The sequence below is a fragment of the Pannonibacter indicus genome (assembly GCF_001418225.1).
Taxonomy (GTDB): Bacteria; Pseudomonadota; Alphaproteobacteria; order Rhizobiales; family Stappiaceae; genus Pannonibacter; species Pannonibacter indicus.
Window position 1 is genome coordinate 58485 of sequence record NZ_LIPT01000002.1, and the last position, 13675, is coordinate 72159.

Sequence of the window (13675 nt, forward strand, 5' to 3'; positions counted from 1 at the left end):
GCCCAACCCCGTGCCGCGCCCCGCGGCACGGGCCTTCTTTTGCGTGGAGACGTCAGGTGCAGGACACCATGAAATCAATCGCGCAGGCTTTGGGCCTCATCGCTCGCCTCGCTCTCTGGCTGGCTGGCGCCGGTCTCGTCCTGATGACCGCCATCATCTCGGCTCAGGTTTTTTTCCGCTACGTTCTGAACGACAGCCTCATCTGGAGTGAACCGCTCGCGGTCATTCTCATGGGCTGGTTTATCTTCTTCGGCGCCGCAGTCGGCATCCGGGAAGGCTATCACCTCAGCTTCGACGTGCTGCTCTACGTCATTCCGGTGAAAGCCAAACTGGTTCTCTACACCGTGTCGGATTCCCTTGTCGCCCTCTTCGGGGCAGGCATGTTCTGGTACGGGCTGCAGCTTGCCATGTCTGCCTGGAACGTGAAGCTGCCGTCCATCGGCATCTCCGGTGCCTATGATTTCGCCCCGCTGATCGGCGGCGGAATACTCGTCTTCCTGTTCTCGCTGGAGCGCATCGCCCGCCGGGCCGCAGGCCTGCCAACCGCCCGCTTCGGCGAAACCGGCATTCAGGAGGCATGAGATGGAACTCTGGATTCTGTTCGGCTCCTTTGCCGTCCTGCTGCTCATCGGCACGCCGGTGGCCTTCTGCCTCGGCATCTCGTCGCTGCTGACGGTGCTCTATCTCGGCATGCCGCCGGTCATCGTGTTTCAGCGGCTGAATTCGGGTGTCTCCGTCTTCGCGCTGATGGCAATCCCCTTCTTCATCTTCGCCGGCGAACTGATGGTGCGCGGCGACATTGCCCGCCGTCTCGTGGCCCTTGCGGGGGCGGCTGTCGGGCATCTTCGCGGCGGCCTTGGCCAGGTGAACATCACCGCCTCCGTCATGTTCGGCGGCATCTCCGGCTCCGCAGCGGCCGATGCTTCGGCCATCGGCGGGCTGATGATCCCGCAGATGAAGGAGCGCGGCTACGGCGTCGACTATGCGGTCAATGTCACGGTGGTCTCTTCAATCATCGCCCTGATGATCCCGCCCTCGCACAACATGATCATCTATTCGATCTCGGCAGGCGGGCGCATCTCCATCGCCGATCTGTTCACGGCCGGCATCATCCCCGGCTTCCTTCTGGCACTCAGCCTGATGATCGCGGCCTGGTGGGTGGCACGCAGCCGTGGCTATCCCACCGAAGCCTTCCCCGGCTGGCAGGCGCTTGGCTGGCTCTTCGCCAATGCCATTCCCGGCCTGCTGCTCATCGGCATCATCTTCTTCGGCGTGCGCTCGGGCGTTTTCACCGCCTCCGAAAGCTCGTGCATCGCTGCGGTCTATGCGCTGGTGGTGACGGTTCTGGCCTACCGGACCATGACCTGGGAGAACTTTACCGCCTCCACTTTCGCGGCGGTGCGCACCACGGCCATGGTGCTGCTGGTCATCGGCTGTGCGGCATCCTTCGGCTGGCTGATGGCCTTCCTGAAGGTACCGGCCGAAATGGTCGCGCTCCTGCGCGGTATCTCCGACAATCCCATCATCATCCTGCTGCTGATCAACGCCGCCCTGCTGTTCCTCGGCACGTTCATGGACATGTCGCCGCTGATCGTCATCACCACGCCGATCTTCCTCCCGGTGGCCACCGCCTTTGGTGTCGATCCGGTGCATTTCGGCGTGATCCTCATCCTCAATCTCGGCATCGGCCTGTGCACACCGCCCGTGGGCGCCGTGCTCTTCGTCGGCTGTGCCGTGGGGCGGATCTCCGTCTGGGATGCCATCAAGACCATCTGGCCCTTCTACGGGGCGGCCATGGCCGTGCTGATGCTGGTCACCTATGTGCCGGCATTCTCGCTCTGGCTCCCTTCACTCTTCCATTGAGGCTGACTGTTCCATGCTGAAGACCTATCCCGCTGTCCCTGCAGATCCTGGCGTCACCCGCCAGGTTCTGTCCGAAAGCCCGGAACTCATGGTCGTTGCCTTCCGCTTCGGCCACGAGGGCGCCGAGGGCAAGCTGCACAACCACCCGCATATCCAGTCCACCTATGTGGAGAGCGGCCGCTTTCTGTTTCAGGTGGACGGCAAGGAGACCGAGGTGGGGCCGGGCGACAGTTTCGTCATCCCCTCCATGGCCATCCACGGCTGCCGCTGCCTTGAGCCTGGCACCTTGATCGACACCTTCACGCCCCGCCGCGACGATTTTCTCTGAGTTTGAAGTTAAGGAAGGATCCGTTCCATGCTGACCGTCGAAACCCGCCACGCCATTGATCCGCAGACCGCAAAGCGGATGGACACGGAAGAGCTGCGCAAGCATTTCCACATGGGCAGCCTGTTTGCTGCCGGTGAAATCCGCCTCGTCTACACCCATTATGACCGCATGATCATCGGCGCCGCCGTGCCCTCCGGCGCGCCGCTGGTGCTGGACCATGTGAAGGAATGCGGCACCGCCAGCATCCTCGACCGCCGCGAGATGGCCGTCGTCAACGTCGGCGCCAGCGGCAAGGTCTCTGCAGCAGGCGAAACCTACGCCATGGAACGCGGTGACGTGCTCTATCTGCCGCTGGGCTCCGGCAAGGTGACCTTCGAAGGCGAAGGCCGCTTCTACATTCTCTCCGCGCCCGCACACGCTGCCTATCCGGCACGCCTGATCCGCATCGGCGAAGCAGAGAAAGTGAAGCTCGGCTCGGCCGAGACCTCCAACGACCGCACCATCTACCAGTTCGTGCATCCGGCGGTGATGACCTCCTGCCAGCTGGTCGTCGGCTACACCCAGCTGCACAACGGCTCGGTCTGGAACACCATGCCCGCTCACGTGCATGACCGGCGCATGGAAGCCTATCTCTATTTCGACATGAAGCCGGAGCAGCGCGTGTTCCACTTCATGGGCGAGCCGCAGGAAACCCGCCATCTGGTGATGAAGAACGAGGATGCGGTGGTCTCCCCGCCCTGGTCCATCCACTGCGGCGCAGGCACCGGCAGCTACACCTTCATCTGGGCCATGGCCGGCGACAACGTCGACTACAAGGACGTGGAAATGGTCGCCATGGAGGATCTGCGGTGAACCCCTTCTCGCTTGAGGGCAAGACTGCCCTTGTGACCGGTGCCAACACGGGCATCGGTCAAGCCATCGCCATGGCGCTTGGCCGCGCCGGGGCGGACGTCATCTGCGCGGGACGCTCGTCCTGTGCGGAGACCGTTGGCCTCATCACCGGCGGCAATGGCAAGGCACGTGAGATGGTGCTCGACTTCGCCGACCCGATGGCCGCCCGTGACGTGTTCTGCGCCGAACCGGTGGACATTCTCGTCAACAACGCGGGCATCATCCGGCGCGCCGATGCGGTGGATTTCACCGAGGCCGACTGGAATGAGGTGATGGACGTGAACCTGAAGGCCGTGTTCTTCACCTGCCAGGCCTTCGGCAAGGCCGTTCTTGGCCGTGGAGGAAACGGCAAGATCGTCAACATTGCCTCGCTCCTGTCATTCCAGGGTGGTATCCGGGTGCCGTCCTACACGGCCTCGAAGCATGGTGTTGCAGGCATCACCAAGCTTCTGGCCAACGAATGGGCGGCGAAGGGCATCAATGTGAATGCCATCGCCCCCGGTTACATCGAAACGAACAATACCGAAGCACTGCGGGCGGACCCGGTGCGCAACAAGGCCATCCTTGAGCGTATCCCTGCCGGCCGCTGGGGCCAGGCCTCGGACATCGGCGAAGCCGCCGTATTCCTTGCCTCTCCGGCTGCCAATTACATCCATGGTGCAGTGCTGAATGTTGACGGAGGCTGGCTTGCCCGCTGATCTGGAAATCGAACGTGTCGTGAATGCCAAGGTGGGTATCGTCCACCTGGGGCTTGGTGCCTTCTACCGTGCCCATGGTGCCATTTTCATCGAGGAAGCCGTCGCCCGCTCCGGCGGCAACTGGGCCATCACCGGCGTTTCGCTGCAGAGCCCCACGACACGCGACCGCATGGCACCGCGCAATTTCGAATACACCGCCGTGGAGCTGGGCCCCGATGGGGAAACCCGCCGTGACGTGCGCATCATCCGTGATGTGCTGGTGGCCCCGGAAAGCCCGGAAGCCGTGCTTGCCGCCATGGCGAGCCCCGATGTGAAGATCGTCACCCTGACGGTCACCGAGAAGGGCTATTGCCACGAGCCGAGCACCGGCCGCCTGAACCAGTCCCATCCGGACATCCAGAAGGATCTGGTCAACGCCCTGCCCGTCTCCGCGCCGGGCTATCTGGTGCGTGCCCTGCAGCGCCGCTTTGCCGCTGGCCTTGCCCCCTTCACCGTCATGACCTGCGATAATCTGCCGCACAATGGCAAGGTGGTGCGCGGCGTGGTGCTGGATCTCGCCCGCCTCATCGACCCGGCCCTTGCGGACTGGATCGAGCGCGAAGGCCGCTTCCCCTCCACCATGGTGGACCGCATCGTCCCGGCGACCAAACCGGAAGACATCGAGCGCCTGTCCGCCGCCACCGGCCGCAATGAAGACGGCCTCGTGGTGCATGAGCCGTTCCGTCAGTGGGTGGTCGAGGATGACTTCGTGGGCGGCGAGCGCCCGGATCTCGGTGCCGCCGGCGTCGAGCTGGTGTCCGATGTTGCCGTCTACGAGCACATGAAGCTGCGCATGCTCAACGGCGCGCATTCCTCGCTCGCCTATCTGGGTTACCTCTCCGGCCACAAGACGATTGCCGACACCATGGCCGACGAGGCTCTGGCCGGTTTCGTCACCCGCCTGTGGAGCGAGGAAATCATCCCTGCGCTCACCCCGCCGCCGGGCGTGGATCTCGCCGGCTATGCGGCTGCCCTCAAGGCACGCTTTGCCAACACCGGCATCCGCCACCTTACCTGGCAGATCGCCATGGACGGCAGCCAGAAACTGCCGCAGCGCATTCTCGCCACCCTGGGCGAGAACCTGAAGGCCGGCCGCAGCAGCCCGCGCCTGATGCTCGCCGTCGCCGCATGGATGCGCTATGTGGGCGGTGTGGACGAGACGGGCGCGCCGATCGAGGTGAAGGACCCGCTGGCCGCACGCCTGCGTGAGCTCTTCGACAGCGCCGCAACGGCGGAAGGCAAGGCCGCAGCCCTTCTGGGTGTGCGCGAGATCTTTGATCCCGCCCTTGCCAGCCAGTTGCAGGCCCCGGTGGCAGAGGCCCTAGGCCTGCTGCTCAGCCAGGGCGCCCGCAAGACCTTGCAGTCCCTGTAACCGAGGCAAGCCATGAGCCAGCTGATCGTTCTTCATCCCGACGACAATGTGGGTATCGTGAAGGAGCGCCTTGCCGCAGGCAGCGACCCTCTCGGGCTGGGCGTGGCACTCGCCACCCCCCTCACTCCGGGCCACAAGGTGGCCCTGACCGCAATCCCCACAGGAGCGGAAATCCTCAAGTTCGGCCAGATCATCGGCCGGGCCAGCAAGGACATTGCCGCCGGGGAGCATGTGCATACCCACAACTGCGCCTTCGGGGACCACGATCAGCAGTATCAGACCGGTGCCGATCTGGAGCGGGCGAAGGCCGCCGTGCCCTCGCCCGCCCCGCGCACCTTCAACGGCTATCTGCGCAAGGATGGCCGGGTTGGCACCCGCAACTTCATCGCCCTCTGCGCTACGGTGAACTGCTCTGCCACCGTGATCCGCCGGGCAGCCTTCGAGCTGGAAAACTCCGGCGTGCTCGAAGACTATCCGAATGTGGATGGCATCGTCGCCTTTGCCCATGGCACCGGCTGCGGCATGGCCTCCGAGGGGCGCGGCTTTGATATCCTTCAGCGCGTGCTGTGGGGCCATGCCACCCATCCCAACGTGGGCGCGGCCGTCTTCGTCGGCCTCGGCTGCGAGGTGATGCAGATCGCCCGCATGAAGCACACCTTCGGGGCAGAAGGCGCGGACCACTTCCATAGCCTGACCATCCAGGAAACCGGCGGCACCCGTGCCACCATCGCGGCCATCAAGGCCAAGGTGCTGGAGATCCTGCCCGAGGTGAACAAGGCACAGCGCCAGCCCTGCCCTGTCTCGGCCCTGCGCATCGGTTTGCAGTGCGGCGGCTCGGACGGCCTGTCCGGCATCACCGCCAACCCCGCGCTCGGCAAGGCATCGGACATGATCGTCGGCCTTGGCGGCACGGTGATCCTGTCAGAAACGCCAGAAATCTACGGTGCCGAACAGCTGCTGCTGCGCCGCGCTGCCACGCAGAAGGTGGCGGAAGATCTCATCGGCTGCATCCGCTGGTGGGAGCATTACACCGAAATGAACGGCGGCAGCATGGACAACAATCCGAGCCCCGGCAACAAGGCGGGCGGGCTGACGACCATTCTGGAAAAGTCGCTGGGCGCCGTCGCCAAGGCTGGCTCCACGCCGCTGACCGCCTTCTACGACTATGCCGCACAGGTGACGGAACCCGGCCTCGTCTTCATGGACACCCCCGGCTATGACCCCGTGTCGGCGACGGGCCAGATTGCGGGCGGCGCACAGCTGGTGGTCTTCACCACGGGCCGCGGCTCTGCCTTCGGCTCCAAGCCTGCGCCCACCATCAAGGTGGCCACCAATGACTTCCTGTTCAACGCCATGCCGGAAGACATGGACCTGAACACCGGTGACGTGCTGTCGAAAGGCATCAGCCTTGAAGCCAAGGGCGAGGAAATCCTCGACATGATCCTTGCCGTTGCCTCGGGCCAGAAGTCGAAATCCGAAGCCCTCGGCCTCGGCGACAACGAGTTCGTGCCCTGGCAGGTTGGTGCCGTGATGTAAAATCAACTCTCGATGAGCTCGACTTATCGAGAGTTGGTCAAGCCCGTGTGGCGCTTGAGTATTTTCGAGGCGTGATGCGTCAGCATCGAAAGCCCTGCTACACTGAAAAAGGCATGGCGCTGGCGCCATGCCTTGGCTGATCCTTGCGGACTGAAACAATACCCGGCAGAGCAGGTTCGCCGGTATTTTGTTTCACTCGTCCATCTTGAGGGCCTTGATGAAGGCTTCCTGCGGGATCTCGACCTTGCCGAACTGACGCATCCGCTTCTTACCTTCCTTCTGCTTTTCCAGAAGCTTGCGCTTGCGGGTGGCGTCACCGCCGTAGCACTTGGCGGTCACGTCCTTGCGAAGGGCAGCAAGGGTTTCGCGGGCGATCACCCTGGCGCCGATGGCGGCCTGGATCGGGATCTTGAACATGTGCCGCGGGATCAGATCCTTCAGCTTCTCGCACATGGCACGGCCACGGCGCTCGGCTTGAGAGCGGTGGATCAGCATCGACAAGGCGTCGACCGGCTCCTCGTTGACGAGGATCGACATCTTCACAAGATCACCCTCCCGGTAATCCAACAAGGAATAGTCGAAAGAGGCATAGCCCTTTGAGATGGACTTGAGGCGGTCGTAGAAGTCGAAGACGACTTCGTTCAGCGGCAGGTCATAGGTGACCATGGCACGCGAGCCGACATAGGCCAGATCCACCTGCACGCCGCGCCGTTCCTGGCAAAGCTTCAGGATGGCGCCGAGATATTCGTCCGGCGTCATGATGTTGGCGCGGATCCACGGCTCGCGGATCTCCTGGATCTTCACCACATCCGGCATGTCCGCCGGGTTGTGCAGTTCCACTTCCGAGCCGTCGGTCAGCGTCATCTGGTAGACCACCGAAGGCGCCGTGGCGATGAGGTCGAGGTCGAACTCGCGCGACAGGCGCTCCTGAATGATTTCCAGATGCAAGAGGCCGAGGAAGCCGCAGCGGAAGCCGAAGCCCAGCGCCGCAGAGGTTTCCATCTCGAAGGAGAAGCTGGCATCGTTGAGGCGCAGCTTGCCGACGGCAGCGCGCAGATCCTCAAAGTCTCCGGCATCCACCGGGAAGAGGCCGCAGAACACCACCGGCTGCGCCGGCTTGAAGCCCGGCAGCGCCTCGGCGCAGGGCTTGCGCTCGTCGGTGATCGTGTCACCCACGCGGGTGTCGGCCACTTCCTTGATGGAACCGGTCAGAACGCCGATCTCGCCGGGGCCAAGCTGGTCCACCTGCAGGAACTTCGGCGTCATCACGCCGACGCGGTCCACTTCATAGGACGCATTCGTGCCCATCATGCGAATGCGCTGGCCGCGCTTCAACGTGCCGTCGATGATGCGCACCAGCACCATCACGCCCAGATAGGGATCGTACCAGCTGTCCACCAGCATGGCCTTGAGCGGCCCGTCCCTGTCACCCTTCGGCGCCGGAAGACGGGTGACGATGGCTTCCAGCACATCCTCGATGCCAAGGCCAGTCTTGGCGGAGATCATCACGGCATCGGTGGCATCGATGCCGATCACTTCCTCGATCTGCTCCTTCACCCGGTCCGGCTCGGCGGCGGGCAGGTCGATCTTGTTGAGGACGGTGACGATCTCGTGGTTGTTGTCGATGGCCTGGTAGACGTTGGCCAGCGTCTGGGCTTCCACGCCCTGGCTGGCATCGACCACCAGAAGCGAGCCCTCGCAGGCCGCCAGCGAGCGCGAGACTTCATAGGCGAAGTCGACGTGGCCCGGCGTGTCGATCAGGTTCAGGATATATTGCTGCCCGTCCTTGGCATTGTAGACGAGGCGCACGGTCTGCGCCTTGATCGTGATGCCGCGTTCCCGCTCGATGTCCATCGAGTCAAGAACCTGATCGGTCATCTCCCGGTCCGTCAGCGTGCCCGTCATCTGGATGAGACGGTCCGCAAGCGTGGACTTGCCGTGGTCGATATGGGCCACGATGGAGAAGTTGCGAATATTGGAAATGGGCTGGCTCGTCATGGTTGCCCGTTTACCACTCCCTTTGGCTTCCGCAAAGGGGATTGCAGCAGTTGAGGCATGGGTTTCCGGCGTATTTTTTAACCCTGATGCGAAGACTTGACTCAAATTCCGGGCCGGGGCGGCAAATCGCGGCGCAGGATGGTGCCGAACCGGGCAGCTTCGTCAGCAATTTCGAGGGCAAAATCGAGCAGCATTTCCTGTTCGAGTGATTTGCGCGACTGCACCACCAGCGCAATGTCACGGGTCAGCGGCTCAAAGTCGGCGGGGCGGATTTCGACGAGACGCCCCGCCGCCAGCGACGCTTCGACCGCCGAGCGGACAAAGAAGCCGATCCCCTCGCCCGCTTCCACCAGATAGCGCCCCGGCTCGGTTGGAAGCTCCACACAGGACGGGGCCGCCAGCGTCAGCGACGTCATCCGCGCCGGAGCGATCTGCCACCAGCGCAGATTGAGGAAGCGCGGCGCAAGGCGCAGGGCCTCCTGCATGTCCGGCGCCTCGCCGATCCGCGCCGCTACGACAGGGGCCGCCACCAGCGGCAGATCCTCGCGCAGAACGAACAGCGGCTCCACATGGGTCAGCAGCGGATCGATGTTGGGCCAGCACATGACGGCCAGATCCACCTCGCGCTCATGCAGCATGGTGGCCACATGTGTATGGCGGCCATCGCGCACGATCACATCCACCCCGGCATGACGGCGCTGAAACCGTAGCAGCGCGCGGCTGACCAGCGGCATGATCATGGTGCTGAGCGTACCGATGGCGACACGTCCACGCTCGGCGCGCTTGAGCGCCTCGCGCGCCTCCTGCATCACCCCCAGCATGCGCCGGCAATAGGGCAGGAAGCTGATGCCCACATCCGTCAGGCGCACATTGCGCCCGCGCAGGAACAAAGATCCGCCAACCGCGTCTTCCAGCGCCTTGATGCGCATGGAAACGGTCGCCTGCGTGACATTGAGCCGGGCAGCGGCCCGGGTGAAGCTGCCATCGCGCACGACACGGTCGAAGGTGTGGAGCTGATCGAAGTCCATCGATTGAATTTTCTTATGGAAGAGATAATTTCTTTTGCGTTGAGAGGGTATAGAAAGCATAAATCTAATGCAATCGGGAACCCGAACCATGCTGCTGCGCCCTGCCACACACGACGACCTGCCCGCCCTTCTCGACATCCACAACACCGCCGTGCGGGAGCTCCGGGCCATCTGGACCGACCGGCTTGAAACGCTGGAGGACCGGAAAAAATGGCTGGAGGGCCGCCAGGCCGCAGGCCTGCCGGTGATCGTCGCCGCTGATGAGGACGGCGGGTTTTTGGGCTATGCCAGCTACGGCCCCTTCCGCGCCAAGGAGGGCTATAACCTGACCATGGAGCACTCGATCTATGTCAGCAAGGCGGCGCAGGGCAAAGGCACTGGCAAGGCGCTTCTGGCAGAGCTGATCGAACGGGCCAAGGCTGCCGGGCTGCATACGCTGGTGGGCGCGGTGGATGCGGACAATGCCGCCTCCCTCGCCCTGCACGCCCGGTTCGGCTTCACCGAAACAGGCCGCCTGCCGCAGGTCGGCTTCAAGTTCGGCCAGTGGATGGATCTGATCTTCGTCGTCAAGGTGCTGTCAGACACTGCCGCCCCGCCGGCCGGCTCTGCGGTCTGATACCCACTCCCGGGGAGGCTGCCTCACCGGGATCTTGTAGTATTCGCCCCTGCTCACCCGCCCCAGCTTACTCGCCCCAGCTTACTCGCCCTTGATCAGCTTCTTGCGCAGCCAGCCGGACAGGCTGTCCATGGCCATGACCATCAGCACGATCAGCGTCATGTAATAGGCCACCTCTTCCCAGTCGCGCTGGGTCTGGATGGCCTGCGTCAGCAGCAGGCCGATGCCGCCGCCCACGATGGCGCCGATGATCGTGGCACTGCGGGTGTTGGATTCAAGGAAGTAGAGCGCCTGGCTGAGCAGCACCGGCATCACCTGCGGGATGACGCCGAAGCGGGCACGCTGCACCGCATTGGCGCCGGTGGAGCGCACGCCCTCCACCTGCTTCTCATCGATGTTTTCCAGCGCTTCGGAGAAGAGTTTGCCGAAGCTGCCCGTGTCTGTGATCATGATTGCCAGGGCACCGGTCATCGGGCCGGGGCCGAAGGCGCGTGACAGGATGATGGTCCAGATCAGGCCATCCACACCGCGGATGAAGTCGAACACCCGGCGGACAGCAAAGCGGAACGGCCCCAGCGGGTTGAAGTTGCGGGCCGCAAGGAAGCTGAGCGGGAAGGCGATCAGCGCAGCGCCAGCCGTGCCGAGGAAGGCCATCAGCATGGTCTCGAATATGGCCCACATCACATCCCCATGCCGCCACATCCGGTTGGTCCAGAAGTCATGCAGCATGGCCGGCGCATTGGCCAGCTCCGGATTGAGCCGCTCGCCCCAGAGCGCAAGGTTCATCAGCTCAAGCGGGCTCTTGCCGTAGAAGGGGCTGTCGAGGGTGAAGAAGAACAGCTCCCAGCCGGGGAAGTAGCGGAAGGTTTCCACCTTGGAGCGGGTGTAGGCAAAGCGGCCCGCCTTTGTCGTCACGGACACGCGGGAGTCCGAGGCATTGATCCAGTCCGGCAGAGGCTGCGGGGCGGTCAGCTTCAGGCCATTGCCTTCGGGCCGGACGTCGATGACGCCATAGCCCGGCACGTCATAACGCGCACCAGCCGCGTCATAGGTGACAAGATGGCCATTGCCCAGATCGACCACGGTTGTGGTGCCGTCGCTGGTGACCCAGTCCGGCAGCATGCCCGCAGGATAGGCGCCTTTGTTCTCCCCCTCCACGGAGACGGACAGCGCGCCGTTGCGGTTGTCGCGCGTCACATGCACCTTGTAGGACCAGAAGTCCGACAGGAGAATGGCCGCATTATCCAGCCTTGCCCGCTGCGCAAGGCCCGCCAGATCGAAGGCGAAGGCCGCATAGGCGAGATAGGCCAGGATCAGGCCCGGCACTGCGAAGGCAGCGATGCGGCGGTTGCGGAAACGGGTGAGGATGGTGCTGTTGAGGTCCGCCGTCGGCGGCATGTCCATGGTGGCCATGTCAGTGTCCTTTCACCAGCCTGTGACGGGCATGGTCCGACAGCCGGTCGATCAGCACGATTGTGACGAAGAGCATCAGGAAGATGGCCACCACCTCGCCGTAGCGGCCCTGGCCCCATTGCATGGCGATCTTCAGGTCATAGCCGATGCCGCCGGAGCCGACGAAGCCCAGAATGGCGGAAGCGCGGACGTTGATCTCAAAACGCATCAGCGCATAGGAGAGCCAGTTCGGTGACACCTGCGGAATGATGCCGAGCCACATCTTCTGCATCCAGGAGGCACCCACGGAGGCAAGGCCTTCGACCGGCTTCAGATCGGCGTTTTCCGCCACTTCCGAGAACAGCTTGCCAAGCGCGCCTGCCGTGTGCAGGGCGATGGCGATGACGGCTGGCACAGGACCGCCGCCGAGAACGAAGACGAGCACCAGCGCCACGACGATCTCCGGAATGGCACGCAGGGCGTCCATCATCCGGCGGAACAGCGGCACAAGACGGGGCCAGCGGGCAAGGCTGCGGGTGGCCAGCAGCGCCAGCAGCATGGCGGCCAGCGCGCCCATGAGTGTTGCCGTGGCGGCGATGTTCACCGTTTCAACCAGCGAGGCAAAATGACCGGCCATCAAGCCGGGCAGGACCGCCCGCTCGGCCCAGGCTTCAGCCAGCACTTCGGAGGGAAAGTCGAAAATCTGCGACAGGCCGTTCCAGAAGCCGCCGGCATTGCGCCCGTCGGCCATGATCCAGCCGGAGGAGAACAGCATGATGAAGAACAGCAGCAGCACGCCGCCATAAAGGCGCTTGCGCCGCGTCATCTCCAGATAGGCTTCATGATGCGAGGCAACGCCCTTGCGGCTGCCGCCATCAGCTCCGTACGCGAGATTGGTCATGGTGCCCTGATATGGTGCCCTGAAAAATGCGAGTGCCGGGCTCCATCACTGGAGCCCGGCATGAATATGCGGAAGGCTTACTTGGCTTCCTGCAGCTTGCGGGCTGCGATGATGCCGAGGTAGGCATCATGGGTCACCGGCACCAGATCCTTGGCTTCGCCATGCGACAGGGCATAGGCGCACTTGGGATCATCCTGCCACATGGTGTCGGCAATGGCGGTGACCTTGGCCTTCACGTCGTCCGGCAGAGCCTTGCGGATGACGAAGGGGCCTTCCGGGATCAGCTTGGACTTCCAGATCTGGACGAGATCGTTCATGTCCACGATGCCAGCGTCAACTGCCTTGCGGAAGGCGCCGGAGTTGTAGCCGTCTTCCCACTCGCCAAGGCCGTCGGCCCAGCTCACAGCGGCATCAAAGTCGCCATTGGCGACGCCAACGATGGACTGCTCATGGCCGCCGGAGAACCGCACTTCACCGAAGTACTGGTCCAGCTTGCCATAGGTGTCCTGCAGCTCTGCGCCCGGGACCAGGTAGCCGGAGGCGGAGTTCGGATCGGCGAAGGCAAAGCGCTTGCCCTTGGCGTCTTCGATCGAGGTGATGCCGCTGTCCTTGCGGGCAAAACCAATCGAGTAGTAGCCCGTGGAGCCGTCGAGATTCTGCTTGATCAGAACCGGCTCAACGGCTTCAGCGTTGGTCAGGTAGATCTTGGCATAGGCCGAAGGGCCGAGGCCGGCAAAGTCGATCGAACCGCCGAGCATGCCCTGGATGACGCCGTCATAGTCGGCCGGGGTGAAGAGCTTGACCGGAACGCCGAGCGCTTCTTCCACCTTGACGCGGAAGCATTCGTTCGAGGTCATGCGGTCCTGGGCGTTTTCACCGCCGAGGATGCCGATGTTGAACTGGGTGATCTTTTCCTGCGCACCGGCAACGGTGGTGCAGGCAAGCGAGAGGGCAGTCGCCAGAAGCAGCTTCTTCATGAGAACTCCATTTTCACAGAATAGGGGCCTGCACCG

General features: G+C 63.5%; 13 protein-coding genes. 8 read left to right on the forward strand and 5 right to left on the reverse strand.

From position 1 onward, the window contains the following. Positions 1–68: 68 nt before the first annotated feature. Genes ASC48_RS03195 through ASC48_RS03225 form a run of 7 tightly spaced genes read left to right on the forward strand, consistent with a single transcriptional unit; the run spans position 69 to position 6727 of the window. Positions 69–581, forward strand: a complete 513-nt coding sequence (locus ASC48_RS03195; RefSeq protein ID WP_208975523.1) for a TRAP transporter small permease — start codon at positions 69–71, stop codon at positions 579–581. A 1-nt stretch (position 582) separates the two neighbouring features. Then, on the forward strand, positions 583–1863 hold the full coding sequence (locus ASC48_RS03200) for a TRAP transporter large permease (RefSeq protein WP_055454391.1): 1281 nt from the start codon (positions 583–585) through the stop codon (positions 1861–1863). 13 nt (positions 1864–1876) lie between these two features. Further along, a complete protein-coding gene (locus ASC48_RS03205; protein ID WP_019963605.1) occupies positions 1877–2191 on the forward strand; it encodes a cupin domain-containing protein in 315 nt (104 codons plus the stop codon). Positions 2192–2218: 27 nt separating this feature from the next. Next, complete coding sequence (kduI, locus tag ASC48_RS03210) at positions 2219–3043, forward strand: 5-dehydro-4-deoxy-D-glucuronate isomerase (protein WP_055454392.1); 825 nt, start codon at positions 2219–2221, stop codon at positions 3041–3043. After that, positions 3040–3780, forward strand: coding sequence for a 2-dehydro-3-deoxy-D-gluconate 5-dehydrogenase KduD (kduD, locus tag ASC48_RS03215; protein ID WP_055454393.1), 741 nt, complete (start codon positions 3040–3042; stop codon positions 3778–3780). Before kduI ends, kduD begins: the two co-directional genes overlap by 4 nt. Continuing rightward, a complete protein-coding gene (locus ASC48_RS03220; protein ID WP_055454806.1) occupies positions 3770–5191 on the forward strand; it encodes a mannitol dehydrogenase family protein in 1422 nt (473 codons plus the stop codon). Before kduD ends, ASC48_RS03220 begins: the two co-directional genes overlap by 11 nt. 12 nt (positions 5192–5203) lie before the next feature. Beyond that, on the forward strand, positions 5204–6727 hold the full coding sequence (locus ASC48_RS03225; protein WP_055454394.1) for a UxaA family hydrolase: 1524 nt from the start codon (positions 5204–5206) through the stop codon (positions 6725–6727). Positions 6728–6919: 192 nt separating this feature from the next. Here the strand turns inward: ASC48_RS03225 and lepA are convergent, their stop codons facing one another. Both lepA and ASC48_RS03235 read right to left on the reverse strand, forming a co-directional pair. Then, entirely contained in the window at positions 6920–8725 is a 1806-nt protein-coding gene (gene lepA, locus ASC48_RS03230; protein ID WP_055454395.1) for a translation elongation factor 4, read from the reverse strand. A 101-nt stretch (positions 8726–8826) separates the two neighbouring features. Then, positions 8827–9753 carry a LysR family transcriptional regulator gene (locus ASC48_RS03235; RefSeq protein WP_055454396.1) on the reverse strand — a complete coding sequence of 309 codons (927 nt, stop codon included), beginning with the start codon at positions 9751–9753 and terminating at the stop codon, positions 8827–8829. Between the two features lie 88 nt (positions 9754–9841). On the opposite strand from ASC48_RS03235, the gene ASC48_RS03240 reads away from it, so the two are divergent. After that, positions 9842–10369, forward strand: a complete 528-nt coding sequence (locus ASC48_RS03240) for a GNAT family N-acetyltransferase (protein ID WP_055454397.1) — start codon at positions 9842–9844, stop codon at positions 10367–10369. Between the two features lie 81 nt (positions 10370–10450). Here the strand turns inward: ASC48_RS03240 and phnE (ASC48_RS03245) are convergent, their stop codons facing one another. The 3 genes from phnE (ASC48_RS03245) to phnD form a co-directional block, all read right to left on the reverse strand. Further along, positions 10451–11782, reverse strand: coding sequence for a phosphonate ABC transporter, permease protein PhnE (phnE, locus tag ASC48_RS03245; protein ID WP_072242511.1), 1332 nt, complete (start codon positions 11780–11782; stop codon positions 10451–10453). A gap of 1 nt (position 11783) precedes the next feature. Then, positions 11784–12662, reverse strand: coding sequence for a phosphonate ABC transporter, permease protein PhnE (phnE, locus tag ASC48_RS03250; protein WP_055454398.1), 879 nt, complete (start codon positions 12660–12662; stop codon positions 11784–11786). 77 nt (positions 12663–12739) lie between these two features. Next, positions 12740–13639, reverse strand: coding sequence for a phosphonate ABC transporter substrate-binding protein (phnD, locus tag ASC48_RS03255; RefSeq protein WP_055454399.1), 900 nt, complete (start codon positions 13637–13639; stop codon positions 12740–12742). Between the last annotated feature and the right edge of the window lie 36 nt (positions 13640–13675).

Bases quoted from the DNA above. Each gene is read 5' to 3' on its own strand.
- ASC48_RS03195 (WP_208975523.1), top strand. From the start codon at position 69: ATGAAATCAATCGCGCAGGCTTTGGGCCTCATCGCTCGCCTCGCTCTC.
- ASC48_RS03200 (WP_055454391.1), top strand. From the start codon at position 583: ATGGAACTCTGGATTCTGTTCGGCTCCTTTGCCGTCCTGCTGCTCATC.
- ASC48_RS03205 (WP_019963605.1), top strand. From the start codon at position 1,877: ATGCTGAAGACCTATCCCGCTGTCCCTGCAGATCCTGGCGTCACCCGC.
- kduI (WP_055454392.1), top strand. From the start codon at position 2,219: ATGCTGACCGTCGAAACCCGCCACGCCATTGATCCGCAGACCGCAAAG.
- ASC48_RS03225 (WP_055454394.1), top strand. From the start codon at position 5,204: ATGAGCCAGCTGATCGTTCTTCATCCCGACGACAATGTGGGTATCGTG.
- lepA (WP_055454395.1), bottom strand. From the start codon at position 8,725: ATGACGAGCCAGCCCATTTCCAATATTCGCAACTTCTCCATCGTGGCC.
- ASC48_RS03235 (WP_055454396.1), bottom strand. From the start codon at position 9,753: ATGGACTTCGATCAGCTCCACACCTTCGACCGTGTCGTGCGCGATGGC.
- ASC48_RS03240 (WP_055454397.1), top strand. From the start codon at position 9,842: ATGCTGCTGCGCCCTGCCACACACGACGACCTGCCCGCCCTTCTCGAC.
- phnE (WP_072242511.1), bottom strand. From the start codon at position 11,782: ATGGCCACCATGGACATGCCGCCGACGGCGGACCTCAACAGCACCATC.
- phnE (WP_055454398.1), bottom strand. From the start codon at position 12,662: ATGACCAATCTCGCGTACGGAGCTGATGGCGGCAGCCGCAAGGGCGTT.
- phnD (WP_055454399.1), bottom strand. From the start codon at position 13,639: ATGAAGAAGCTGCTTCTGGCGACTGCCCTCTCGCTTGCCTGCACCACC.